Consider the following 22,822-nt stretch of genomic DNA (forward strand, 5'->3'; position numbering starts at 1 on the left):
GCCCTTCGCCGTTCCGGTGGGGAACTTGGCAGCGGCCCCTGCGGCCGCTATCTTGAACGCGTTCAAACTGAACGCGTTCAATCTCGGGGGTTCATGATGGAGAATCAACTCGTACGTACGGGGCAGTCCGCGCTCGCCGTAGCCGCTGCCGTGTCCACGCTGCCGGGCCTGGCCATCGGGCTGCCGACCCCCCTCGCGGGGATCTTCCTGCTGACCGCGATGCCGGTCGCCATCCCCCTCTTCCTGCGGCGCGAGCCACAGAACTTCGCCTGGGGATCGCTCATCATCGGAACGGGCCTGCTGGCCTGGACGGTGGTGGGCCTGATCCTGGGGATGTTCCTGTTCATGCCCGCTGCCCTACTGCTGACGACGGCCGCGTTCGTCGACCCTCGCACCCGGCCCGGTGCGCTCGGCGTCGTCGCCGCGCTGGGCATTCCGGTGGCGACCGGCTTCCTGTTCTACGGGGTCATCGGCGCCTGACACCCGGGTCCGCCCGAGGCAGACCCGGGCCGAAGGGCTGAGCGGACCCGCGCTGGGGGGTGGGGAGCCCCCGGGCCGGGGGGCTGGGCGGACCCGCAGGACGGAATCAGGTCCGTGGCATGTCCTTGAGGAAGACGATGCCGTCGCTGTCCGCCAGGTGGGCCGGATCGAGCGGGGCGTAGCCGAACCAGGGGGATACCCGGGGCGCGGGTGGCGTGTCGCGGAGGGCGGTGGCCAGGCGGGGGCCGTCGGCGAGGAAGCGGTCGCGCGGGAGCGCGTAGAGGAGTCCTTCGACGGTGTCCGGCGGGGGTGCGTCCACGCCCTGGTGGCGGATCGTGCCGAGGGCGGTGGCCACGAAGGCGTATTCCGCGCCGAGTCGGGTGCTGACGAGCGCACCGGCGCTCCACCAGCGCAGCTGGTTCCCGCCCATCCGCATCGAGCTCTCGTGCCGCTGGAGATGGGCGTTGTGGGCGTGGACGAGGACCGGGCCCGTGGCGGCGACGGCGAGGAGGTTCTCGGCCATCATCTGGTCGCGCAGGCCCACCAGACGGGTCAGGCGGGCGGGCGAGCCGTCGGCCGTCCAGTGGTGGTAGCGCAGCAGCCCGACGGCGGTGCGCGCGTACAGGCTCGCCCGGTCGAAGTCGTCGCGCGAGGTCGCCGCGACCAGGTGCGGCTCGTGCGCGCCGAGCAGTGCCACCAGGTCGTCCGCGAGCAGGCGCAGTCGACGGGCGTCGGCGGACTGCCCGACGGAGCGGGACGGGTCCCTCATCGCGGCGGGTTCGGTCCACCGGTCGTCCGTGCCGAGCAGGTCGTCGAGCGCGTCCGCGGTGCAGGGAAGCAGGTCCGCGTCCACCCGGCCCGCGAGGTAGCCGTGGAGCGCGGTCAAGGCTTGTCGGGGGCTCTCGGCGCCCGTGATCTCCAGAGGCCCGTCGAAGCCGGCGAAGCCGACGCGCTCGGACGCGGGCCGTTCGGCGTTGTGGGCGCGCATCCACCGGACGAGCTCGCGGTTGGCGGCCGAAGCTCCCCACCCGTGGCTGAACCCGTGCTCCATGACCTCGTCGAGGGTCCCCTTGCCGGAGGTGACGTAGTCGTCCACGGCCAAGCCCCTCAGGCAGTCGCTCTCGATCGCGATCGTCCGGTACCCCTCCTGCTCGACAAGCTGCCGGAACAGGTCGTTCCGTACTTCCAGGAGCGCCTCCTCGCCGTGCGTGGGCTCGCCCAGTGCGAGCACCCTCGGCCGGGCCGGGAGCAGCCCCATGACAGCGGCGGCCTCGATCGCGTGAAGGGTGTCCTTGATGTCATTCGTCGCCATGCCTTCAACGGTATCGTTGAAGCTTCGGTTGAGACTTGGCCCCGATATCGTGGTTCCCATGGGGAGAAACCTTCAAAGCGGAGATCGGCTCAGGCCGGTCGACCTGGCGCGCGAGCACGGCCTGTCCACCCAAGCGGTCCGCAACTACGAAGACGCCGGCATCCTCTCGGCCGCGCGTCGCACACCCCACGGCTACCGCACCTACACCCCTCGCCACGCCCAGGCCCTCCGCACCTTCCTCGCCCTCGTCCCCGGCCACGGCCACCCGACGGCGACAGCGATCATGCGGGCCGCCACCCGGGGCGCGGTCGACGAGGCCTTGCGCCTCATCGACGAAAGCCACGCCCGACTGCTCGACGACCGGCGCACCCTCCAGGCCGTGGAAGTCGCCTTGCGAGACCTGGAATCCGGCGCGGGCGCGGAGGGCGCAGGGACCCGTCGCGCAGGGGCGGCCGGGCCCGGCGACACGTTCATCGGGCCGCTCGCCGACCAGCTCGGGATCCGGCCCGCGACGCTCCGGGTCTGGGAGCGTGCCGGCCTGGTCCGCCCCCCTCGCGATCCCCGGACCGGCTACCGCGTCTACGACCCCGCCGCCGTCCGCGACGCGCGCCTGACCCACCAGCTCAGACGCGGCGGCTACCCCCTGGACCGCATCGCGCCCCTGATCGCCCAGGTGCGGACGGCGGGCGGCCTGGAGCCGCTCAAGGCCACGCTGGGCGACTGGCACGCCCGGCTGTCCGCGCGCGGCCGGGCGATGCTCACCGGCGCCGCCCAGCTGGACACGTACCTCCGCCAGGAACCCATCGAGCAGGAATCCACCACGCAAGGATCCGCTGGGCAAGGGTCCGTTGGGCAAGGACCCGCCGCGCAGGGATCCGTTGGGCAGGAATCCATTTAGTTCGACACAAAACGAATAAGTCATACCTTTGGGACCTTGGGTACTTACACGTGCCAGCGACCGGCGGCGAGGCTGAGGGGCGGGAAGCAACGGGGGAACCGTCAGGGAGGCGTCTTCGTGAGAGGGACCATCGGGCAGGGACACGCCGCGGGCGCGACCGTGGTGGCGCACGCGGGGCGGCAGGAGTTGCCGCGCGTGGCCGGTCCGCTCCTGGCTGTGGTCGCCGTGCTGTACGTGGCGACGCCGGTCTTGCAGGCGGCCGTGACGCCGTTCGTGGAGTCCGACCTCGGGCTGACCGCCGGGCACCGGGCGGCCGCGCAGGTGGTGGGTCTGTCGTTGGCCATCGCGGTGCTGGCGGCGGCCGGGCGGGCGGGGGACGTGTGGGGCCGGCGGTCGGTGCTGGCGGGGTCGCTGGTCGGGCAGAGCGGCGGCGGGCTGCTCCTCGCGGTGGCGTTCAGCCCGTGGGTGTACGTGCTCGGTCGGGTGACCGTGGCCGGGGCGCTGGCGGCGCTGTTCGTGTCGTGTCCGGCGTTCCTGGCGTCCGCGTCGATGCCGGGGCGGATCCGGAGGGTCATGGGCGGATGGCTGGCGGCGATGTCCGTCGGGTTCGTCCTCGCGGTCGCGCTGCTCCCCCGGGCCGCCCGGCTGGCCGGGTGGCGGCCGCTGATGGCGCTGCTCGGCGTGGCGGCGCTCGCGGCGCTGGTGCTCGTACGCCGCTGTCTGCCCGCGACCAGGCCGGACGCGGAGGCGATGCACGACCCCGTGCGCACGGTGCTCCGGGTGGGTTGTGCGGTGACGCTGGCCGCCGCGTTGCAGCTCGCGCCGCTGTGGGGGTGGCGGGACGTCCGGATCGGGGTTCTGCTCGTGGTGGCCGTACTGGCCTGCGCGGCCGCTCGGCTGCGGAGGCTCGCGCGGACGCCGGGCGGGACGGGGCGTCGCCCGTGGCCGGTGCGGTCCGGGGCGCGACGCTGGTCGCCGGACTCGCTCTCGGTTTCACGCAGACCGTGCTCACGCTGGCGGTCCCGACGCTCACGGCGGCGGCGGGCGCCTCCGCCGAGGGCGGCGCGCTGGTGCTCTCCGCGTTCGGCGCGGGTGGCGCGGCGGGGTGTCTCGTGGTCCGTCACCGGAACGTGTCGCCGCTGGCCGGGGCTTCGCTCGGCCTGCCGCTCGCGGCGCTCGGGCTTCCCCTGCTGCACGTCCTCCTCGACCGCGGTGGCCACGCGCTGGCCGGTGGGCTGGCGACCGTGGCGCTGATCGGCTTCGGCATCATGCTCGCGATGACGCCGCAGATGGCGCGGTTCCTCGCCGCCGTCCCGCGCCCGCATCTCGGCGTGGAGGCCGCTCTGCTGCCCTCGGCCGTTCTCGTCGGGGTGGCCGCGGCCCAGGCGACGCCGTACACGTCGGCGAGCGGGGTCGTGCCGCTGCCCGAGGAGGCGCGGGAGCTGCTGTGGATCGGTACGGTCGTGGTCGCGGTGGCCGCACTGGCGCTCGGCCGCCCCGTCGTCGCGCTGGCCGTGGCCGCCGCCGCGGCCCTCCAGTACCTGATGGTGGACGCCGACACGAGCCCGTCGGTGAGTGTCGTCGTCGCGCTGGCCGTCGGGGCCGTCGCGGGCTCCGCGGCGTGGGCGCGCCGGGAGCAGACCGAGCGCCTCAGCCGTACGCGGGCGACCGCGAGCGCGCACCAGCACGCCGTGCTGCATCCCATCCCCAGGTCACTGGGCGGCCTGCGGCTCGCCGGTCTCTACCGGCCGGCGACGGTCGGCTCCGCCGTCGGCGGCGACTTCCTCGAAGCACTCGACACCCCGCACGGCACGCGCATCCTCATCGGCGACGTGCGCGGCAAGGGGCTCCAGGCCGTGCAGACCGTGACCGACCTGCTCGGCTGCTTCCGCAGCCAGGCGCACGAGACGGAGTGCCTCGGGCGGGTCGCCGCGTGCCTGGACCGCCAGGTGCGGCGCGCCGCCGAGGCCCGGGGCGACGACGAACTCTTCGCCACGGCCCTCCTCCTCCAGTACCCGGGTACGCGGCACGAGCTGGAGGCCGTCAACTGCGGTCACCTCGATCCCGTGGAGGTCACCGCGGCCGGAACCCGCGAGCTGTCCGTTTCGGCCGAACTCCCCCTGGGATTCGGCGCGTTGGGCAGTGGCGCCGCCGTCCGCCCGCACCCGGTGCCCCTGACGTCTGGGGCGACGCTCCTCGCCCACACCGACGGCCTCAGCGAGGCGCGCAACTCCACCGGCGAGTTCTATCCGGTCACCCGGCGTGTGGCCGACGCGCCACGGCACACCCCGGACGCCCTGGTCCGCCACCTCGACGACGACGTCCGCGACTGGACCCACCGCCTGATCGACGACATCGCCGTCATCGCGCTCGCCCGGCGTTGACGGGAAGGGCCGTCTCCGGTCCGCCTCGTCGGCGCGCCGTGGGCGGGGAGAAGTGCCACCCGGCTGGCAGACACGCGGCCTGGGCCGGGACGGGGCCCGGAAAGTATGATCAGGCGATGTCCGACATGACTGAGACCACGCCCGGCTGGCTGACCACGGATGAACTGGGCAGCGCCAGGGCCCGGATGCCGATCCTGTACGTCGAAGCCGTGCCCGTGCGCGTGGACGACAGCGGGGAAGTCACCAGCGTCGGCCTGCTGCTGAGGATCGGCGCGGACGGGACGATCAGCAGGACGCTGGTGTCCGGTCGGGTGATGCACCACGAGCGGGTCCGTGACGCGCTGCTGCGTCACCTGGAGAAGGACCTCGGCCCGGTGGCGCTGCCGCGTGTGCCCGCCTCCCTTCAGCCGTTCACGGTCGCCGAGTACTTCCCGACGGCGGGGGTCACGCAGTACCACGACCCGCGTCAGCACGCCGTGTCGCTGGCGTACGTCGTGCCGGTGACCGGCGACTGCCGCCCCCGGCAGGACGCGCTGGACCTGGTGTGGTTCAGCCCGCAGGAGGCTGCCTCGCCGGCGGTGCAGGGCGAGATGCCGGGCGGTCGTGGCGTCCTGCTGAAGCAGGCGCTGGCGCACGTGGGGCACGCGTACTGAGTCCCCTCCCGGGGCTTTCCCGGGGCGGGCTCAGCCGCAGCTGTACGTGAAGGCCCCCTCGGCCGCGTGGGACGTGGGGGACGTGATCACGAGGCGTGCGACGGCCTGGTGGGAGCCGGGCCCGTGGAAGGTCCACAGGAGGTGCAGGCGCGCCTCCTGCTGACCGCGGGTCAGGGTCTCGCGCAGGGGTGCCGACCGGGTGCCGTCGCTGCGCTCCCAGTGGTACGTGAGGGTGCCGGGGCGGCCGTCGGTCCGGACGACGCCGACCACGTTCGCCGTTCCGTCGCAGTCGAGCGTCCGCTCGGGGGCGGTGACCGCGACGGCCCGCACCGCGACCCGGGGCCCGTACTCCCGCCAGGCGAGGAAGGCCAGGACGGCGACGAGGACGAGGGCCGCGAGCGCGTACCGCCGCGGCCGTCGCCGGCGGGGCGGGGGCGGCGGCGGGGCGCCGGGCAGGGTGCCGTGCCAGATCTCGACGGCGGTGGGGGTGTTCTCGGCGCGGCGGGCCGCGACCGCGGTGACGCCCGGCCCGAAGCGCAGGACGTCGCCCTCCACGCGGTCGGGGGTCGGGTCGGGTGTCGGGCCTTCGAACCAGTGGCTGCCGAGTTCGGTGGCGCTGTAGTCGTCGTCGTTCATGTGATCACACACCGTCGGATGAAGACCTGCTGGAAGGAACCGCCGTTCCCGGCGGCCGGGTTCGTGGTCGCGCGCGCTCCCCAGTAGCAGCCGGCGCCGCGGACGGTGTGGGGAACCGTGAGGGTGTACCGGGTGGCTCCCTGGCGCCGGAAGGTGTCGGAGCCGTCGGAGACGCCCGGCGAGCCCTGCTCGTCGCCGGTGGACCAGGCGACGACGAGCGTCACCGGTCCGGTGCCGTCCGTCGTGATCTCGATGGTGGCCTCGGCGGCGGTCGGCCCGATCTGGCGGAGGCTCGTGACGGAGACGGCCCTGACGGAGACGGGCGGCGGCGTCGTCGGGGCCGTGGTCGGCGGGGTCGTGGGCGGGGTGGTGGGCGGGGTCGTGGTGGGTGTGGGCGGTGGCGTGGTCGGGGGCGTGGTGGTGGGTTCCGTGGTGGCGTCGGTCGGGGTGGGGGCGGTGGTCCCGGTCGGGGTGGGGGTGTCGGACGAGGCGGAGGGTTCGGGCCCGGTGGTCGTCGCCGTCGGGGTCGGGGTCGGCGGTGGGGAGGTGGTCGGATCCGGCGGGGCCGCGCTCTGTGTGGTGTTCGTCGTCGCGAACGCCTCGGCGGCCCGGTCCTCGTCCGACGGTTCGCTCCCGGCTCGTGCGGCGACGGCGATGACGAGCGCCAGGACGAGAGCGGCCACTCCCGCGGGCAGGCCGCGCGGGAACCGCCGGCGGGGGCGCGGCGCGGGAGGCGGGGTGAGGGTCGTCGTGGCGAGTGCGGTGGTGCCCTGCGCGGTGCCTCCGGAAGAGGGGAAGAGGAGGGGCAGGAGCGCGGCCAGCGCGGCGAGTCGGCCGCGTCCGCGCTCCTCCCAGTCCGGTCCGTAGGCGGCCGTGGCGACCGACTCCAGCTCGGTGACGAAGGCGGCCGCGTTCTCGGGCCGCTCCTCCGGGGCCTTGGCGAGGCCGCGTCGGATGAGCGGGCGCAGCGGCTCGGGCGCCTGTCCGTCGGGTACGGGTGCCTCCAGGTGCTGGAGGGCGAGTTCGGCGAAGTTGTCGCCGGCGAAGGGCTTGCGGCCGGTGAGGCATTCGAAGAAGGTCGCGGTCGCCGCGTAGACGTCGGCCGCGGGTGTGGCGGGGGCGCCGTTCCACTGCTCGGGTGCCATGTAGGCGGGTGTTCCGGCGATGCCGGGTCTGCTGTCCCGTCCGGTCGCGATGCCGAAGTCGACGAGTTTGGAGGCGCCGTCGGCGGCGACGAGGACGTTCTCGGGCTTGTAGTCGCGGTGTACGACGCCCGCCCGGTGCGCGGCGGCGAGGCCGAGGAGCGAGCCCTTCAGTACGACGAGGGCGGCTTCGGGGCCGGTCGACCCCTCCCGGGCGAGGAGGGCGCGGAGCGCGACGCCGTCGACCAGTTCCATGACGATGGCCGCCCCCTGGGGGGCTTCGACGTACTCGTAGAACCCCACGACGTACGGGGTGTCGAGGGCGCCGAGGAGGCGGGCCTCGGAGCGGAAGCCGTGGACGAACGCCTCGTCCGAGCGGAGGCGCTCGCCCAGGTACTTCACCGCCACCGGCATCCCGGTCGCGTCGTGTCTGGCCAGCACGACGCGACCGCTGCCGCCCGCGCCCAGTTCCCGGGACTCCGTGTATCCCGGGACCACCCATGTGCTCATTCGCTTCCCCCTCGGCGCCGTGGCCGCCTTCGTCCACAGGGACAGATTCTCGCCACGGCCGGTTCCCGGGGAAAGGGAGGGAAGCGGAAAAACGGGGACGGCCCCCCACGATGTGGGGGGCCGTCCGTTCGCCGGGTGTGCTGCGGGGTGTGCCGCGGGGGTCAGGGAGTGATCTTGAGGAGCTTGTTGGCGGTGCCGGCAGAGGGGTTCTTGATGGCGTCCGCTGTGGCCGCGCCGGTGAGCGCGGCGGCGGTGTCGGCCGGGGTCGCGGTCGGGTTGGTTGCCAGGTAGAGGGCCGCGGCTCCCGTGACGTGGGGCGTGGCCATAGAGGTGCCGGAGATCGTCTTGACTCCGGTGTCGCTGTCGTTCCAGTCGGACGTGATGTCCGATCCGGGGGCGTAGAGGTCCACCACCGCGCCGAAGTTGGAGAAGTCGGACTGCTCGTCGTCCTTGGTGCTCGAGGCCACGGTGAGGGCTTCGGGGACCCTGGACGGCGAGCCCTGGCCGGCGTCGGAGGTTTCGTTGCCGGCGGCGACCGCGAAGGTCACGCCGGAGGCGATGGCGCGCTGGACGGCCGCGTCGAGGGCCTCGTCGGCGCCGCCGCCGAGGCTCATGTTCGCGACGGAGGGGCCGGTGTGGTTCTTCGTCACCCAGTCGATGCCGGCGACGACCTGTTCGGTGGTTCCGGAGCCGTTGTCGTCGAGGACCCGCACGGCGACGATCTTCGCCTTCTTGGCGACTCCGTGGGAGGCGCCGGCGATGGTGCCCGCGACGTGGGTGCCGTGGCCGTTGCCGTCGTCGGCCGAGTCGTCGTTGTCCACGGCGTCGAAGCCGTGGGTGGCGCGGCCGCCGAAGTCCTGGTGCGAGATCCGGACGCCGGTGTCGATGACGTACGCGGTCACGCCCTCTCCCCCACCGTCGGGGTAGGTGTACTTGTCGTCGCCGGCGGTCTCGGCCTGGTCGATCCTGTCCAGGCCCCAGGACGGGGGCTTCTCCTGGGTCTCGTTGATGCTGAACCGCTTGTTCTGCACGACGGTTTCGACGGCGGGGTCGGCGGCGAGCCGCTTGGCCTCCTGGACGGTCAGGCCGGAGGCGGAGAAGCCGTTGACCTTCGAGCCGTAGGAGCGCTGGAGGGTTCCGCCGTACTTCTTCGCGAGGTCCCCCTTGTTCGCGGATGCGTCGAGGATGACGACGAAGCTGCCGTCCACGGCGCCGGGGGCGCCGAGTCCGTGCACGGTCCCCTCGGCCGGGGCGGCGGCCCCGGCGAGGTTGGACGCGAACAGCGCGGCGGCGGCCGCTCCGGCCACACCTGTGGCTATGGCCGCGTTGCGAAGTCCGTGGGATCGCTTGTGAGTTGCCATGAAAGTGGTTCTCTCCTCGTGTTGACGTGTGGGGCGTCAAACGTTCGAGAGAACCCTGTGCGGGTTGGCAGGAGCAAATCAAGTGCGAACCGGCGGTACGGGTTATTCAACAAGCTTTCTTAAAAAGCTCTCCGCATCGCCTCCACGCCGCACACCTCCTCCCGCGAACTCCTCCCTGAAACGCACACGTCCACCGGGAGGGCTACAGCCCCGGGCCGTTGTAGGCACCGCGGTGCGGCTTCGTGGTCGCGGACACCGGGTTGCCCCAGTAGTCGCGTCCTCCGTTGCCGCTGACGACGGAACCGTTGTTCAGGCCGGGGGACGTGGCGCGCAGCTTGTAGCCGTCGGCGGACTGGAGGGTGTCGCCGCCGGTTCCGGGGTTCACGAACTGCGGGTCGCCGGCGATGCCGTTGGCGGTGGGCCTGGGGACGCCCTGGAAGACGTTCCACAGCCAGGAGATCCCGGGGCCGGTGGGGAGCCGCGAGTCGCCGGTGCCCACCCAGACGTTGTTCTCGACGACGCTCTCGTCGGGGAGCGTGATGCTGAACTTCTTGTCCGTGCAGTACAGGACGTTGTTGTACATGTGCAGGGCGGAGCGGCCGGCGCTGACGCTGCTCATGCGGCAGTCGTTCTCGGAGATGTTGTAGCGGATGACCTGCTTGGCGGCGCCGATGGTGCCGCATCCGTCGCAGTCGAGGAAGAAGCCGCCGATGTTGTCGCGGCTGAAGTTGTACTGGACGGTGCAGGTTCCGGTGTTGCCCCAGTCGCAGTCGAACGCCTGGCTGTCGGCCACGGACATCCGCGTGATGCCGTACACGGCGTTCTTCTGGATGGTCGGGTCGTGGTCGCCGAGCACCCAGATGCCGGCGAAGTTGCCGCCGGAGAACGGGTACACGCCGTTGCCGACGCCGGAGGCGTTGTTGTACTGGATCATGGGCGCGTCGGCGTAGCTGGCGATGATGCCGTCGCCGCCGACGTCCTTGATGACGTTGTTCTCGATGAGCACTCCGGTGCCCTTGACGGCCATGGCGCCGACGCGGATCTTGAGGCCGCCGCCGCCCGTGTTGCTGATCTGGTTGTCGTGGACGTGGACGTCGTTGAGGGTCGAGTTCGTGCCGCTCGCCCCGGTGACGATGCCGGCGGACTGGACGAAGTCCTCGGTGGTCGGGCTGTTCTTGCTGGTCTGGCCGGCGACGCGGTCGATGACGAGAGGGCCGATGTCGTAACCGCGGTGCGCCGTCCCGTCGGTGGCGGAGATCCGCAGTCCGGTGCGGCGGGCGAGCGTGGAGGCGGGGTTGGTCAGCTTGAGGTCGGCTATCCGCCAGTGGTCCTGGTCGGTCAGGGTGACGGCGCTCGCCGCCCCTCCGCCGTCGATCACGGGCAGGGTGCCGGTGCCGTAGCGGGTGAGGGTGATGGGGGCGGCGGCGGTGCCGCTCCCCTGCGGGGCGAGCGAGCCGGTACAGGCGGTGCCGGAGGCGAAGGCGAGCGTGTCACCGGGGCCGTACGCCCTTCCGTTGGCCTGGGCAATGCTGTTGAAGGGCGAGGTCTGGCTGCCGTCGCCGGCGGACGGCCGCGAGCAGTCGACGTAGGTGGTGGTGCCCGCCGCGGAGGCGGGCGCGTCGGCGAGGGCGACGGTGCCGCCGAGGGCGAGGGCCGCGGCGAGGAGGCCGCGACCCGCCAACTGCCGTACGGGGAATGCTCTGGTGGTCATGAAACGCGACACCTTTCTGACGGTCCGGTGCCGCCAGAAGCTAGGTGCGCTCGATGATCGAGTCAATGCGATGCTGTCGATTGATCGAGTTTCGATCAGAGGATGGGCGATTGGTCGAATTCCTCCGCTCGACGTCGGCACGCGCGCGCGTCGCGTAGCGGGTGACGGCGCGGGGGTGCGCGGTTCCCCGCCTGTCATGCCGCTGTTAGGTGCGGCACGGCATGCTGGGTCCGGCCGGATGCGAACGGGAAGAGGACCATGGGCAGGCTGCGGGGCGGAACGGTGCGACGGCGCTTCACGATCTTGTATGCGGCCGGGTTCCTCGGTTCGGGGATCGTGCTGCTCGCGCTGACCTATCTCATGTCCGGCGTGCGGCTGAGCACGGCCGCCCCCGGACAGTCACCGGCGTCCGTTCCGACCGGCGAGCCACGCCTCGCCGCCGCCGAAGAGCGGATCCGGTACCTGGAGGGGCAGCTCGCGAACGTGCACGGGCAGCGGGACCATCGGATGCTCCTCGGCGCGCTGATCGCGCTGGTGGTCATGGTGGGGCTCTCGCTCCTGCTCGGCCGGTTCCTGGCGGACCGGGTCCTGCGCCCGCTGCGCCTGATCACGGCGGCGACGCGGCGGATCTCGGCGGAGAACCTGCACGAGCGGCTCGCCGTGGCCGGACCGGCCGACGAGGTCAAGGAGCTCGCCGACACCGTCGACGGTCTCCTGGAACGCCTGGAGGCGTCCTTCGACGCGCAGCGCCGGTTCGTCGGCAACGCCTCGCACGAATTGCGTACGCCCCTGGCGACGCTCCGGGCGTCGCTGGACGTCGCCGTGGCCAAGCCGGAGCCCGCCGCGCAGACCCTGGTGCTCGCCGGTCGGCTGCGGACCGAACTGGACCGCCTCGACCACCTCCTCGACGGCCTCCTCGTCCTCGCCCGGGCGCAGCACGGCGCCTTCTCCGACCGCACCCCCGTGTCGCTCGCGGAGCTGGCGCGGGAAGCGCTGGCGGACCGGGCCGCCGACATCGCCGCGAAGGAGCTGACGCTCGACGCCGACGTGCGGGCGGGCGCCTGGTCGCGCGGGAGCGACGTGCTGCTGTCGCGGACGGTGCGGAACCTCGTCGACAACGCGATCACGCACAACGAGGCGAGCGGCTGGATCCGGGTCGCCACGGACGACGACGGCACCGAGGCGCGCCTCGTCGTCGAGACGGGCGGGCCCGTCCTGGACCAGGGCGAGGTGGACCGGCTGGAGCGGCCGTTCGAGCGGCTCGGGGCCGCCCGTACGGGACCGGAGGGGAGTTCGGGCCTGGGGTTGTCGATCGTCGCCGCGATCGTCGCCGCACACGGGGGCCGCCTCTCGCTCCGAGCGCGGCCGGAGGGGGGCCTGGGCGTCATGGTGGCGCTGCCGTCCGAGGCCGACCGGACGGACGAGGCGGACGCGACGGACGAGGCCGGCCGGACAGACGAGGCCGGCCGGACAGACGCGTTCGGCCGGACTGACGCGTTGGGCCGTACGGTCGAGGCCGCGAAGGCCCGGGGGACGGCGTGAGGATCCTCGTCGTCGAGGACGCGCGGTCGCTCGCCGAGGTCGTCGCGGAGGGGCTGCGGGACCAGGGGATGGCCGTCGACGTCGCGTACGACGGCTTGGCGGCCGCCGCGAAGCTCGACCTGAACCGGTACGACGTGGTCGTCCTCGACCGGGATCTGCCCGGCATCCACGGCGACGCGCTCTGCCGGATGATCACGGAGCGGGACGACCGCGCCATGGTGCTGATGCTGACCGCCGCGGGTGCACCCGGGGACCGGGTCAGCGGGCTGACCCTCGGCGCCGACGACTACCTCGCCAAGCCCTTCCACTTCCCCGAGTTGGTCCTCCGCGTCCGGGCACTGGCCCGCCGCCGGCCGACGGCCCGGGCCCGCACCCTGCGTGCCGCCGGACTCGCACTGGACCCGCTGCTCCGCACCGTGCTCCGCGACGGCCGCCCACTCGCCCTGTCCGTCAAGGAGTTCGCCGTCCTGGAGGCGCTCCTGCGTGCCAGTCCGGGGTTCCTGAGCGCCGAGGACCTCCTGGAGCGGGTGTGGGACGAGAACGCGGACCCGTTCACCAACACCGTGACCGTCACCGTCGGCCGACTGCGGCGCAAGCTGGGCAGCCCGCCGGTCATCACGACGACGACCGGGGTGGGGTACCGGATCGCCGACGAGCCTGCGCCGTGACGGCGCGGGTTGTCAGTCGTCGCCCGCGGGCAGCGTGAGGGCGAGTCGTTCCAGCAGGTCCGCGAGGTGGGCCTGGTCGTCGGCGCCGAGCCCGGCGAGGAGCCGGCGCTGGTTGTCCAGGTGGACGGCGATGAGCTCGTCGGTGAGTGCGACGCCTTCGGCGGTGAGGGTGATGAGGCGCCCGCGTGAATCGGCCTCGGCGACGGTCCTGGCGACCAGACCTCGGGCTTCGAGCCGGTCGACGCGCTTGGTGATCGCGCCGGTGGTGACGAGGACGGTACGACTGAGGTCGCCCGCGGACAACGCGTAGGGCTCCCCGGCACGCCGGAGCGCCGCGAGCAGGTCGAAGTCACCGCTGCCCAGGTCCGCGGCGGCGAACGGCGGGCGCAGGCGCTGGTCGAGGGCGTGGGTGAGCCGGAAGAGCCGGCCGACGACGAGCATGGGCGTCGTGTCGAGGTCGGGGCGTTCCCGCTGCCACTGTTCGACGATGGCGGCGATGGCGTCGGACTGCATGCCTTCACTCTATCTTCCACGGATGATAAATTATCTTCCATGGAAGATACCTTTGTCCGGTCGGGCGACACGGCGGCCGTACCGTCCTCCGGGACCGACGCCCGTACGCGCCGCCGCCTCGTCTCCGCGAGCCTGGCGGGTTCGATCGGCGACGGCATCTACGTACCGTTGACGATGCTGTTCCTCCACTCGCTCACCGGCCTCTCCCTCACGTCGATCGGCGCGGGACTCACGGTCGCCGGGCTCTGCGCGCTGGCGTTCATGCCCGCCACGGGCGTCCTCATCGACCGGTTCGGCGGCCGGCGGGTGCTCATCGGCGTCCTCGCGCTGCGCGCGATCGGCTTCGCCGCCTACCCGTTCGCCCACACCTACCCCGCCTTCCTGACGGTCGCCCTGGTGGTCGCGGTGGGGATGTGGGCCTCGTCGCCCAGCCAGCACGCGCTCATCGGCGACCTCGCCCGAGGCGTCGAGCGCGACCGGCTCCTGGCCTGGGACCGGAGCCTGCGCAACGCCGGCATGGGTTGCGGCAGCCTGGCCGCCGCGGGCATGCTCGCGTGGAACGGCACGACCGGCTTCGTCGTCGCCGCCGAGGCCCTGGCCGCGGTCTTCGCCCTCTCCGCGCTCCTCGTCGCCCGGATCCCCCACGTCCGCGGTCCGGCCCAACGGCCGACTACGCGTGGCGGCTACCGGCAGGTCCTCGCGGACCGGCCCTACCTGCTCGTCACCACGGCCAACTTCCTCGTCGCCTTCGGCTACACCACCCAGGCCATGGCCCTGCCGGTCTTCCTCACCCGAGACATCGCTTTGCCCGACGCCCTGGCCGGCACCGTCTTCGCCGTCAACACCGCCCTGGTCGCCCTCCTCGGCGTCCCCGCCACCCGCCTGACCCTCCGTGCCCGGCGCACCCGCGCCGCCGCGCTAGGCGCGGTCGTCTTCGCGCTCTCCTTCGCCGCCTTCGCCGCCCTCCCCCACTTCGTCGGCGGCGCGAACGCCCTCGTCGCCGTCCTGGCGGTCGCCGTGCTCTACACCGCCGGCGAACTCGTCCACTCCGCCCCCTCGCAGAGCCTCTCCGTCCAGGCCGCCCCCGACCACCTGCGAGGGCGGTACCTGTCGGTGTACCAACTGTCCTGGTCGGTCTGCCGCACGGTCGCACCCCTGCTCCTCGGCTTCCTGCTCGACGCAGGGCCGTGGCAGCTGTGGACCGTGCTCGCCCTGCTGGTCCTGACCGGCGCCGCGGTACTCCTGTGCGCGGAACGGTCGTTGCCCGCGCACGCGGTCGGCGTCGGCGTCGGTCTCGGCGTCGGTCTCGGGACTGGGACTGGGACTGGATCTGGTCGCGGGCCCGGGCCCGGGCCCGGGCCCGCGACGACCGTGCATCGAGGGGGCGCCGACCAGTCGCCCGCGGCGGGAGCGACGGGCCGGGACGCCCACCGTTCCACGTCGTACACAGGAACCGCGGGGCGCTGACCGCACCCCGTCGTCGCGCCGCTCGTACGCGCCCGGCCCGGGTGGGGCGCGTCTCACCATCCGCCGTCGAAGAACGCCAGGAGCGCGGGGCGCGGGTCCGCCGCGGTGGTCGTGTTCGCCACCGCGACCACCAGCGCTACCAGCGACGACGACGCCGAGAGGACCACGAACGACGACCGGAGCAACCGCGTCGGCCGGTCGGACGCCACCGTGTTCCGCAGCCTCCGCCACGCCGTCACGCTCACGCCGAGGAGACCGACCGCCACGACGGCGGCGATCACGGCCATCACCGCGTGATAGCGGGCGAAGTCACCGACCATCACGTCGAGGGCGGGCGGGGTCGCGCCAGCCGTGTCCGAGGAGGCCGCCAGCCGCTCCCTCACCTCGGCGAGCGTGGCGGCGAGCCGGCCGTCGGCGGTCGCGCCGGTCGGCAGCGTCGGGAGCAGGGAGGCGAACGGGGCGGCCGCACCCTGGAGGTTGGCCATCACCACCGCGAGCGACGCGACCGCGAGGGAGCCCACCGCGAACAGGGCGACGAGAACGCCCGCCAACGCGGGGGCCGGCCTTCTTCCCGAGCCGAGCCCGCCGGCCGACGCGGCGGCCGACCTCCTTTCCACGCCAGCCCCGCCGGCCGACCTCCATTCCACGCCAGGCCCGCCGGCCTTCGGGACGGACTTCCGGAGCAGGACGGCGAGCGCGACGCACGTGAGCAGCAGGAGCGCGGCGATCACGGCCTTGGTCACGTGGAACCGGAACCAGTAGTCGATCACCCTCGCCAGGTCAGGGGAGGGATCCCGGTCGCCGGAACTCCAGTACGCGACGAACGCTTCGCGGAACTCCCGCGCGAGGCCGCGCCGGTCGGCCAGGGCTCCGTCCGTGCCGGTCGCCGCCACCGTACGGGGGACGAGGACGAAGGCCGCGACGAGGGCCGGGGCCAAGGTGCCGAGGACGGCGAGGGCGCGACGGGGGACGCCCGCCGGTCGCGACGGGGCCGTGGGGCCGGTGAGGCCGGGTGCTGAGGTCATGCCGCTCACCGTCGCGTACGGACGGCGGCGTGGTCACCGGAGCCCGCCACACCTCCGGGGGTGTGGCTGGCCATACCCCCCGAGGGCGTCGGGACGACGCCGTCAGCCCCTGAGGTGGGCCAGGACGGCGAGGACCCTTCGGTGCTGGGCGTCGTCCGGGAGGAGGCCGAGTTTGGCGAAGATGTTGCCGATGTGCTTCTCCACCGCGCTGGCGGAGACGGCCAGTTGACGGGCGACGGCCGTGTTGGAGCAGCCCTCGGCCATGAGCGCCAGGATCTGCCGCTCCCGTGGGGTCAGGGTGTCGACGGGGCTGTCCCGGCGCCGCTCGGCGAGCAGCTGGGCGACGACCTGGGGGTCGAGCACCGTCCCGCCGTGGGCGACCCGGTCCAGCGCGTCCAGGAACTCGTCGATCCTGGCGACGCGGTCCTTCAGGAGGTAGCCGACGGCGCCGGAACCGTCCGCGAGCAAGTCCCCGGCGTAGGAGGCCTCCACGTACTGGCTGAGCATCAGCACGGGGGCTCCGGGCAGCCGCGAGCGGACGACGATCGCCGCCCTCAGCCCCTCGTCGGCGTGCGTCGGCGGCATCCGTACGTCGACGATGGACACGTCCGGACGGTGCGCGAGCACCGCCTCGATCAGGGAGGGGCCGTCCCCGACCGCGTCCACCACCTCGTGTCCGTCCTCGACGAGCAGGCGGACGAGCCCCTCGCGCAGCAGCACCGAGTCGTCGGCGACGACGATCCGCAGGGGGCGGCGGAGCGGCGCGGGCTCCGACGGCGGCACGGACACCCGTCCGGGCGGGGTCACGGGCACGGCATCTCGGCGGTGATCGTCGTCGGGCCCCCGACGGGGCTTTCGACCCGCAACCGGCCGCCGACCGCACGCAGTCGGTCATCGAGCCCCCGCAGCCCGTGTCCCTTGCCGAGCGCCGCGCCGCCCACCCCGTCGTCCGTCACCCAGACCCTCAAGGTTCCCTCGCCGTGTCGTAGTCCGATCGCGCACCGGTGCGCGTGACTGTGCTTGGCCACGTTGGTCAGCGACTCCGCGATCACGAAGTACGCGGCCGTCTCCACGCCGGCGTCCGGCCGACGGTCCAGGGGTACGGCATCGAGGACGGCGGGGACGGTGGAGCGCGCCGCCAGCGCGGTCAGCGCCTCGGGCAGGCCACGGTCCGCGAGGATCGGCGGCGCGATGCCGCGCGACAGCGCCCGCAGCTCGTCCAGCGCCTCCTGGGCCTGCACGATCGCGTCGGCGAGGGCGGCCCGGGTCGTCTCGGGCCTGGTGTCGAGGAAGCGCTGCGCCCTCCCGAGTTCCATGGCCAGGCGGACCAGCCGCTGCTGGGGCCCGTCGTGGATGTCGCGCTCCAGCCGGCGCAGCGCGGTCGCCTCGGCCGCCACCGCGGCGACGGTCTGCGCGCGGGCGGTGTCCCGTTCGCGCTCCAGCCCGCCGATCCTGCGGTGCAACGCGGACGCGTCGGAGAGCAGCGCCTGCCCGAGCCGGGCCTGGGCGGTGGCACACGCCCGGGTGACCAGCGGCAGGGTGCACAGCAGCACCAGACCGGCCACCGTGCCGAAGGCGACCCGCACGGCCGGCGACGACAGTCCCAGGCTCACGGTGACGTGCGACGCCGCGTCGCCGACGTTCAGGGACAGGGGCCGCAGCGATCCGCGCGGCGCGTCCTCGTAGCGCAGCACGCACGTGACGCAGGCGAGGCCGACGAACCACCACAGCGCGGTCACCACCGCCGTCACGAGGACGACGGGCGGCACCACCACCGCGTGGACCGCGTCGAGCCAAGCCCCCGGAGCGAGCGCGGCACCCTCGCCCGTCGGCCTCCGCCGTGGTTCGTACCGCGACTCCCCCGCCACCTTGGCGATGCGCCACCGCTCCAGGTTCGCGCACCACCTCGCCGGCTCCAGCGCCCACGCCACGGCCGGCGTACCCCCGGGCAGCAGGAGGCCGGCCGTCGCGCCCGGCACTCCGGCGAGCACGGCCACGAGCCCCGCCGCGGCGGTGACCGGCGCGGTGAGCAAGTAGAGCGAGTCGACGAGCGTGTGCCGCGCCGTACGCGTGAGGGCCGCGGCGGCGCCCGGCCGTTTCGGGGCACCGGGACCGGGGGTGGTGCTGGTGCTGGTGCTGGTGCCGGTGCTGCTGCTGGTGCCGGTGACACTGCCACCGAGCTCGGCTCCGGTCCCGGTCCGGCTCCCGGTCCGGGCTCCGGCTCCGGAAGCGAGTGACTTGGTCATCGGCCCACGCTAATACGGCCGTCGGTCGTGCGGGGACGACTCGGCGCGAAGCCTCCGACCGGCCCCGGTCCCGGCCTCTGGACCCGACTCCCCACTCCCGACTCCCCACTCCCGACTCCCGACTCCCGTCAGCCCGTCAGCCCGTCAGCCCGTCAGCCCGTCAGACCGTCAGGGGTTCGCGATGAGCTCGCCGAGTCGCATGGCCAGCCAGGGTCGGCGTCCGCCGGCGCGCATCCGGCCGCGGGCGACGGCCTTCCAGATCGGGGTGCGCCGGAAGGAGACGAGGAGGAAGGCGACCGGTGCGACGGTGAGGCGGCAGTCGTAGGCGCGGGGCGGCGCGTCGCGGGTGACCGTCATGGCGCCGTCGTCGATGACGACGGCGAGCCGTGGCCCGCCCTTGACGACGAGGTCGAGGGCGAGGGTGACGTCCCGCGCCTTCGCGGTGTCGAGGGCCAGGGCCATCATCGTCGGCATCGTCTGGCCGAGGACGAGCCGGGCCTCCTCCGGGGCTATGGGCCAGGGGAGCCCCGCGCCGCGGGCGATGTCGAGGCCGTGGACGAGGCTCTCGCTGAGCATCAGGCCGGTCAGGACCGCGAGGGTCAGCTCCCGTCCGAACCAGGGGACGGCGACGGGGGTGTCCGGGGGGAGGCCTTCGGTGCCCCGGAGGAACGTCTCGCCCCGCTCGGCGACGAAGTCGCCCAGGCGCGCGCGTTCGTCGTCGCCGAAGAGGTTGATGGCCGTGGCGTTCATGGCCGTGATGCGTTCGCCGAGGGACCCGTCGCCCGGTGGAAGCACGCTGTCCCAGTCCACGGACTTGTCGTCGAAGGCGAGGGAGCAGTACGCGAGGTACACCGCGGCCACGTGCGCGCCGACGTCGCCCACCGTCCAGACGGGGACGCCGGATGCCGCGTTCCGGTCCGGCACCGCGCGCAACAGCCGGACCAGCCGCGGGACCACGCCGGCCAGCGCGGCGCGGGTCCTCTCGTGTTCGGCGACGGGATCGAACGCAGTGACGGTACTCATACCACTCCCCCACGAGCCACGGACCGGGCCCGCAGATTACCGCTGAGTAGCTTGGTCGCGATACCCCTCCGCGCTCGTCCCCGGCCAGCCGCGGCGAAGGGGCGCTCAGCCCTGCCGCTCGCTGATGTTGACCATCCAGTTGATGCCGAAGGAGTCCGTGCACATGCCGAAGACGTCGCCCCACATCTGCTTCTCCAGGGGGACGGACACCGTGCCGCCGCCGGAGAGCTTGTCCCAGTAGCCGCGAAGTTCGGCGTCGTCGTCGCCGCTGACGCTCACGGCGATGTTGGTTCCGGGGTTGAAGTCCATGCCGGGCGGGACGTCGCCGGCCATGAGCGTGAAGCCGCTGTCGGTCTCCAGCATCGCGTGCATGATCTTGTCGGCCATGTCTCCGGCGTCCGACTGGCCGGAGTCGCCGTACGTGTTGAGCGTCAGGTTCCCGCCGAAGACGCTCCGGTACGACTCCATCGCCTGCCGGGCGTTGCCGTCGAAGCTGATGTACGGGTTGAGGCGAGAAGGCACGGCGGTTCTCCCTGGGTGACGAGGCATCGGTGTCGGGAGACTAGGCGACTGGCCGACGAAGGCCGGTGCGACGCCCCGGACCGCTGCCGAAAGTCGACCTGTTGCCGCAGAGGCCCGCGCGGCCTGGGCTCAGGGGCCTACGCCGTCGTCCTGGCGCGGGTGGGCGGGGCGAGGGTGTGGCCGGCGGCGCGCAGGGCCTGGTCGTAGGCGTGCATGGCGTCCTCGGGGGACCCGAGCTTCTGGTGGAGGAGCGCGGCGCGGTGCCAGCAACGGGTGGCGTGCTCGTCGCCCGTGGGCAGGGCGGCGAGGAGGTCGGTGGCCGCGGCGAGTGCGGTGGCGGCGCCGGAGTGGTCCTCGTCGGCGTACGAGGCCTCCGCAAGGACGATGTGCGCGTGGGCGCGCTGCGTTCCGTGGGCTTCGGGGGCGCGGTCCAGGGTGGCCTGGGCGAGGAGCCGTCCCCGCGCGGGGTCGTCGGCGCGGACGAGGAGGCCGGCGAGGGCGAGTTCGCAGCGCGAGAGGTCGGACGGGGCGTCGTGCCCGAGGAGGTCGGTGCGGGCTTCGTCGAGGAGCCGGACGGCCTCGCCCAGGCGGTCGGGCCGGGATTCGGCCAGGAGGACGCCGGTCAGGGCCCGCAGGTTGGCGGCGTCGAGTGCCCGGTCCGTCTCGGTGAACAGCGCCAGGGCCCGCGTCGAGAGCGCGTGCGCTTCGCGGAACCGGCCCTGCTCGTGGGCGTGCCGGGCGGCGTCGGCGTACCCCTCGGCGCGCGCCCTGGGGGTGGACCTGGTGGCGGCGGCCCGCCCGATCCGGTCCAGGAGGGCGCCGACGTCGTCCCGGTCGCCCTGCTGGGCGCGGACCTCGGCGAGGAGCAACGCCAGCCGTGTCGCCTCGTCGGCCCACAGCAGTCCGCGCTCCTCGTACACGGCGAGGGCCCGCTCGCCGAGTTCCGCCGCCGAGAACAGGTCGCGGCCTGCCAGGTAACAGCGCACGAGGCCGACGGCCCGGTCCGCCCACGGGAGCGAGCCGGGCTCCGCGTCGCCGAGGAACTCCTCGTGGCCGTCGGTGGCCTCGTCCAGCCGGTCCAGGCTTTCCAGGGCCCGCAGTCGCCCCGCTGCCGCCGCCGGGTCGTCGAGGCCGTCGAGAAGGGCCAGGGCCTCCTCGGGGCGGCCCGCCCGCAGGGCCAGCAGGCCGATCCGGACCGTGCTATCGGACTCGGCCCGGGTGTCGGCCCGGAGCCCCTGCGCGAGGAACTCGACCGTCGCGCCCAGCCGGGCGGCGAGATGGCGCAGCGCGGCGGGCGAGGCCACCCGGGACCCCGACTCGATCATCGACAGGTAGCTCGCGGACATGCCGGGGCCGGCCAGGTCGGCCTGCGAGCGGCCCTGGGTGACCCGCAGGGTGCGGATCCGGCTGCCTGTCTGCTCGTCGGGGGTCATGTCCACCGATCCTAGAGGGTGTCCCGTCGATCGGACCGGACTCGGTGCCTCCGGCCCGATCGGACCGGACCCGGCGCGTCCGGCACCGCGTCCTGACTCGGCCAGACGGACAGGACACCCCCGGCGCTCTCCGGGAAGTCCCGCCGGCTCGCAAGGCCTGACCGGCGAGGACGGCGCCGCTTCCGGACAGGACTCAGCTCCAGACGGACGGGCCGTGATCAGCGATCAGCAGGGCCTGCCGGTACGCGTGGAGCGCGGCGTCCACGGATCCGCACGCGCGGTGGAGGGCGGCCGTGCGGTGCCATTCGCGGGCGAGCAGTACGCGCTGGGCGCCATGGGTCGCGTCGAGGATCGCGGTGGCGCGGGCGATCTCCTCCACGCAGCCGACTCGGTCGCCCACCGCCAGGAGGGCCTCGGCGAGGACCAGACGACTGTCGGCCATGGCGAGGGTGGCCGGGGTCTGCGGGCGGGCGAGGGCGGTCCGCACGTACGGCAGGGCTCGCTCGGGCTCGTCCGCGCGGACGAGGAGGTCGGCGACCTCGGTCTCGCAGTCGATCAGGAGGTAGCCCTGGTTGAGTTCGGACAGTTCGGAGTGGGCGCGCAGGAGGAGGGTCAGCGCCTCCTCCCACCGGTCCGGGTGGGCGCGGCCGAGCATCCGGCCGTGGATCCCGCGGACCGTGGCGATGTTGAGGTGGTGCTCGGTCTCGCCGAAGAGGGCGAGTGCCTGCCGTGAGAGTTCGCACGCCTCCTCGGGCCGGCCGAGCCAGTAGGCGTTGATCGCGTAGTTCCAGAACACGGCACCTCGGGCCCCGGGAGCGCCCAACTCGTCGGCGACGGCCTGGAGTCTGCGCAACAGGCGGTTGGCTCGGCGCAGTTCGCCGCGCCTGCCGTAGACGCCCTCCAGCGTCACTCCGAGTCGTACGGCCTGTTCGTGCCAGGGGTGGCCGTGGTCGGTGAAGTCGGCCAGGGCCCGTTCGCCGCGGGCCGCCGCGATTCCCAGGTCGCCGTACTGGGTGTGACACCGCACCAGGGCGACGCCCCGTTCGGCCCGTTCGGTCGAGCCGGTTTCCGCCGCGCGCCACAACGCCTCGTAGCGGGTCGCCGCTTCGGCGTGCCGGTCAAGGGCCTCCAGGGCCCTGGCCTCGCCGTACCGCGCGGCGGGGCCCGGCAGGCGGGCGAAGGCGTCGAGCGCCTCGCCGGGCGAGCCGTTGTGCAGCGCTATCTCCGCGAACGCCAGGAGCCGTTCGTCATCCGTTGGCATGCCCATCGCAGGCACAGCATAGTCGTGTGAAGTTT

The 22,822-nt window shown here is 73.4% G+C and carries 21 protein-coding genes; 8 read left to right on the forward strand and 13 right to left on the reverse strand.

Features of this window, described 5'->3' with window-relative positions:
* Positions 1 to 93 precede the first annotated feature (93 nt).
* The gene (locus MRBLMG1_RS24880; RefSeq protein ID WP_367826322.1) at positions 94 to 480 is read left to right on the forward strand and encodes a hypothetical protein; all 387 of its coding nucleotides are present in this window, start codon (positions 94 to 96) and stop codon (positions 478 to 480) included.
* 106 nt (positions 481 to 586) lie between these two features.
* On the opposite strand, the gene MRBLMG1_RS24885 is transcribed toward MRBLMG1_RS24880, so the two are convergent.
* On the reverse strand, positions 587 to 1,792 hold the full coding sequence (locus MRBLMG1_RS24885) for an erythromycin esterase family protein (protein ID WP_367826323.1): 1,206 nt from the start codon (positions 1,790 to 1,792) through the stop codon (positions 587 to 589).
* Between the two features lie 58 nt (positions 1,793 to 1,850).
* Between MRBLMG1_RS24885 and MRBLMG1_RS24890 the strand changes: the two genes are divergently transcribed.
* From MRBLMG1_RS24890 to MRBLMG1_RS24905, 4 genes are all read left to right on the forward strand, one after another.
* A complete protein-coding gene (locus tag MRBLMG1_RS24890; protein WP_367826324.1) occupies positions 1,851 to 2,690 on the forward strand; it encodes a TioE family transcriptional regulator in 840 nt (279 codons plus the stop codon).
* Positions 2,691 to 2,807: 117 nt separating this feature from the next.
* Positions 2,808 to 3,944, forward strand: a complete 1,137-nt coding sequence (locus tag MRBLMG1_RS24895) for an MFS transporter (RefSeq protein WP_367826325.1) — start codon at positions 2,808 to 2,810, stop codon at positions 3,942 to 3,944.
* 290 nt (positions 3,945 to 4,234) lie between these two features.
* Complete coding sequence (locus tag MRBLMG1_RS24900; protein WP_367826492.1) at positions 4,235 to 5,074, forward strand: PP2C family protein-serine/threonine phosphatase; 840 nt, start codon at positions 4,235 to 4,237, stop codon at positions 5,072 to 5,074.
* A 125-nt stretch (positions 5,075 to 5,199) separates the two neighbouring features.
* Positions 5,200 to 5,727, forward strand: a complete 528-nt coding sequence (locus MRBLMG1_RS24905; protein WP_367826493.1) for an NUDIX hydrolase family protein — start codon at positions 5,200 to 5,202, stop codon at positions 5,725 to 5,727.
* A 30-nt stretch (positions 5,728 to 5,757) separates the two neighbouring features.
* Here the strand turns inward: MRBLMG1_RS24905 and MRBLMG1_RS24910 are convergent, their stop codons facing one another.
* From MRBLMG1_RS24910 to MRBLMG1_RS24925, 4 genes are all read right to left on the reverse strand, one after another.
* Entirely contained in the window at positions 5,758 to 6,363 is a 606-nt protein-coding gene (locus tag MRBLMG1_RS24910) for a hypothetical protein (RefSeq protein ID WP_367826326.1), read from the reverse strand.
* The gene (locus MRBLMG1_RS24915) at positions 6,360 to 8,015 is read right to left on the reverse strand and encodes a serine/threonine-protein kinase (protein WP_367826327.1); all 1,656 of its coding nucleotides are present in this window, start codon (positions 8,013 to 8,015) and stop codon (positions 6,360 to 6,362) included. The genes MRBLMG1_RS24910 and MRBLMG1_RS24915 overlap by 4 nt, the downstream gene beginning before the upstream one ends.
* Positions 8,016 to 8,176: 161 nt before the next feature.
* Positions 8,177 to 9,376 carry a S8 family peptidase gene (locus tag MRBLMG1_RS24920; protein WP_367826328.1) on the reverse strand — a complete coding sequence of 400 codons (1,200 nt, stop codon included), beginning with the start codon at positions 9,374 to 9,376 and terminating at the stop codon, positions 8,177 to 8,179.
* A 202-nt stretch (positions 9,377 to 9,578) separates the two neighbouring features.
* On the reverse strand, positions 9,579 to 11,087 hold the full coding sequence (locus tag MRBLMG1_RS24925) for a right-handed parallel beta-helix repeat-containing protein (RefSeq protein ID WP_367826329.1): 1,509 nt from the start codon (positions 11,085 to 11,087) through the stop codon (positions 9,579 to 9,581).
* A gap of 258 nt (positions 11,088 to 11,345) precedes the next feature.
* Between MRBLMG1_RS24925 and MRBLMG1_RS24930 the strand changes: the two genes are divergently transcribed.
* Together MRBLMG1_RS24930 and MRBLMG1_RS24935 are read left to right on the forward strand one after the other, a co-directional pair.
* Positions 11,346 to 12,629 carry a sensor histidine kinase gene (locus tag MRBLMG1_RS24930; protein WP_367826330.1) on the forward strand — a complete coding sequence of 428 codons (1,284 nt, stop codon included), beginning with the start codon at positions 11,346 to 11,348 and terminating at the stop codon, positions 12,627 to 12,629.
* Positions 12,626 to 13,297 (forward strand): response regulator transcription factor, encoded by a 672-nt coding sequence (locus MRBLMG1_RS24935; protein ID WP_367826331.1) that lies wholly within the window; start codon positions 12,626 to 12,628, stop codon positions 13,295 to 13,297. The genes MRBLMG1_RS24930 and MRBLMG1_RS24935 overlap by 4 nt, the downstream gene beginning before the upstream one ends.
* A gap of 12 nt (positions 13,298 to 13,309) precedes the next feature.
* Here MRBLMG1_RS24935 and MRBLMG1_RS24940 read toward each other — a convergent pair whose 3' ends face one another.
* Positions 13,310 to 13,810 carry a MarR family winged helix-turn-helix transcriptional regulator gene (locus tag MRBLMG1_RS24940; protein WP_367826332.1) on the reverse strand — a complete coding sequence of 167 codons (501 nt, stop codon included), beginning with the start codon at positions 13,808 to 13,810 and terminating at the stop codon, positions 13,310 to 13,312.
* 39 nt (positions 13,811 to 13,849) lie between these two features.
* On the opposite strand from MRBLMG1_RS24940, the gene MRBLMG1_RS24945 reads away from it, so the two are divergent.
* Positions 13,850 to 15,277 (forward strand): MFS transporter, encoded by a 1,428-nt coding sequence (locus tag MRBLMG1_RS24945; protein WP_367826333.1) that lies wholly within the window; start codon positions 13,850 to 13,852, stop codon positions 15,275 to 15,277.
* 53 nt (positions 15,278 to 15,330) lie between these two features.
* Here the strand turns inward: MRBLMG1_RS24945 and MRBLMG1_RS24950 are convergent, their stop codons facing one another.
* From MRBLMG1_RS24950 to MRBLMG1_RS24980, 7 genes are all read right to left on the reverse strand, one after another.
* A complete protein-coding gene (locus tag MRBLMG1_RS24950; RefSeq protein WP_367826334.1) occupies positions 15,331 to 16,302 on the reverse strand; it encodes a hypothetical protein in 972 nt (323 codons plus the stop codon).
* A gap of 102 nt (positions 16,303 to 16,404) precedes the next feature.
* The gene (locus tag MRBLMG1_RS24955) at positions 16,405 to 17,049 is read right to left on the reverse strand and encodes a response regulator (protein ID WP_367826494.1); all 645 of its coding nucleotides are present in this window, start codon (positions 17,047 to 17,049) and stop codon (positions 16,405 to 16,407) included.
* Between the two features lie 56 nt (positions 17,050 to 17,105).
* A complete protein-coding gene (locus MRBLMG1_RS24960) occupies positions 17,106 to 18,548 on the reverse strand; it encodes a sensor histidine kinase (protein WP_367826335.1) in 1,443 nt (480 codons plus the stop codon).
* A 168-nt stretch (positions 18,549 to 18,716) separates the two neighbouring features.
* Positions 18,717 to 19,571, reverse strand: a complete 855-nt coding sequence (locus MRBLMG1_RS24965; RefSeq protein ID WP_367826336.1) for a maleylpyruvate isomerase N-terminal domain-containing protein — start codon at positions 19,569 to 19,571, stop codon at positions 18,717 to 18,719.
* 105 nt (positions 19,572 to 19,676) lie between these two features.
* Positions 19,677 to 20,093 carry a VOC family protein gene (locus tag MRBLMG1_RS24970; RefSeq protein ID WP_367826337.1) on the reverse strand — a complete coding sequence of 139 codons (417 nt, stop codon included), beginning with the start codon at positions 20,091 to 20,093 and terminating at the stop codon, positions 19,677 to 19,679.
* 137 nt (positions 20,094 to 20,230) lie between these two features.
* Positions 20,231 to 21,526, reverse strand: a complete 1,296-nt coding sequence (locus MRBLMG1_RS24975; protein ID WP_367826338.1) for a helix-turn-helix domain-containing protein — start codon at positions 21,524 to 21,526, stop codon at positions 20,231 to 20,233.
* Between the two features lie 193 nt (positions 21,527 to 21,719).
* Positions 21,720 to 22,793, reverse strand: coding sequence for a hypothetical protein (locus tag MRBLMG1_RS24980; RefSeq protein WP_367826339.1), 1,074 nt, complete (start codon positions 22,791 to 22,793; stop codon positions 21,720 to 21,722).
* Positions 22,794 to 22,822 lie beyond the last annotated feature (29 nt).

It is taken from the genome of Streptomyces sp. LMG1-1-1.1 (assembly GCF_040815545.1).
Lineage (GTDB): Bacteria > Actinomycetota > Actinomycetes > Streptomycetales > Streptomycetaceae > Streptomyces.

Coding starts and splice junctions, on each gene's coding strand:
- MRBLMG1_RS24940 (WP_367826332.1), bottom strand. CDS start 13,810: ATGCAGTCCGACGCCATCGCCGCCATCGTCGAACAGTGGCAGCGGGAA.
- MRBLMG1_RS24980 (WP_367826339.1), bottom strand. CDS start 22,793: ATGGGCATGCCAACGGATGACGAACGGCTCCTGGCGTTCGCGGAGATA.
- MRBLMG1_RS24960 (WP_367826335.1), bottom strand. CDS start 18,548: ATGACCAAGTCACTCGCTTCCGGAGCCGGAGCCCGGACCGGGAGCCGG.
- MRBLMG1_RS24975 (WP_367826338.1), bottom strand. CDS start 21,526: ATGACCCCCGACGAGCAGACAGGCAGCCGGATCCGCACCCTGCGGGTC.
- MRBLMG1_RS24900 (WP_367826492.1), top strand. CDS start 4,235: ATGGTGGACGCCGACACGAGCCCGTCGGTGAGTGTCGTCGTCGCGCTG.
- MRBLMG1_RS24905 (WP_367826493.1), top strand. CDS start 5,200: ATGACTGAGACCACGCCCGGCTGGCTGACCACGGATGAACTGGGCAGC.
- MRBLMG1_RS24915 (WP_367826327.1), bottom strand. CDS start 8,015: ATGAGCACATGGGTGGTCCCGGGATACACGGAGTCCCGGGAACTGGGC.
- MRBLMG1_RS24890 (WP_367826324.1), top strand. CDS start 1,851: ATGGGGAGAAACCTTCAAAGCGGAGATCGGCTCAGGCCGGTCGACCTG.
- MRBLMG1_RS24925 (WP_367826329.1), bottom strand. CDS start 11,087: ATGACCACCAGAGCATTCCCCGTACGGCAGTTGGCGGGTCGCGGCCTC.
- MRBLMG1_RS24920 (WP_367826328.1), bottom strand. CDS start 9,376: ATGGCAACTCACAAGCGATCCCACGGACTTCGCAACGCGGCCATAGCC.
- MRBLMG1_RS24950 (WP_367826334.1), bottom strand. CDS start 16,302: ATGACCTCAGCACCCGGCCTCACCGGCCCCACGGCCCCGTCGCGACCG.
- MRBLMG1_RS24965 (WP_367826336.1), bottom strand. CDS start 19,571: ATGAGTACCGTCACTGCGTTCGATCCCGTCGCCGAACACGAGAGGACC.
- MRBLMG1_RS24910 (WP_367826326.1), bottom strand. CDS start 6,363: ATGAACGACGACGACTACAGCGCCACCGAACTCGGCAGCCACTGGTTC.
- MRBLMG1_RS24930 (WP_367826330.1), top strand. CDS start 11,346: ATGGGCAGGCTGCGGGGCGGAACGGTGCGACGGCGCTTCACGATCTTG.
- MRBLMG1_RS24880 (WP_367826322.1), top strand. CDS start 94: ATGATGGAGAATCAACTCGTACGTACGGGGCAGTCCGCGCTCGCCGTA.
- MRBLMG1_RS24885 (WP_367826323.1), bottom strand. CDS start 1,792: ATGGCGACGAATGACATCAAGGACACCCTTCACGCGATCGAGGCCGCC.
- MRBLMG1_RS24945 (WP_367826333.1), top strand. CDS start 13,850: ATGGAAGATACCTTTGTCCGGTCGGGCGACACGGCGGCCGTACCGTCC.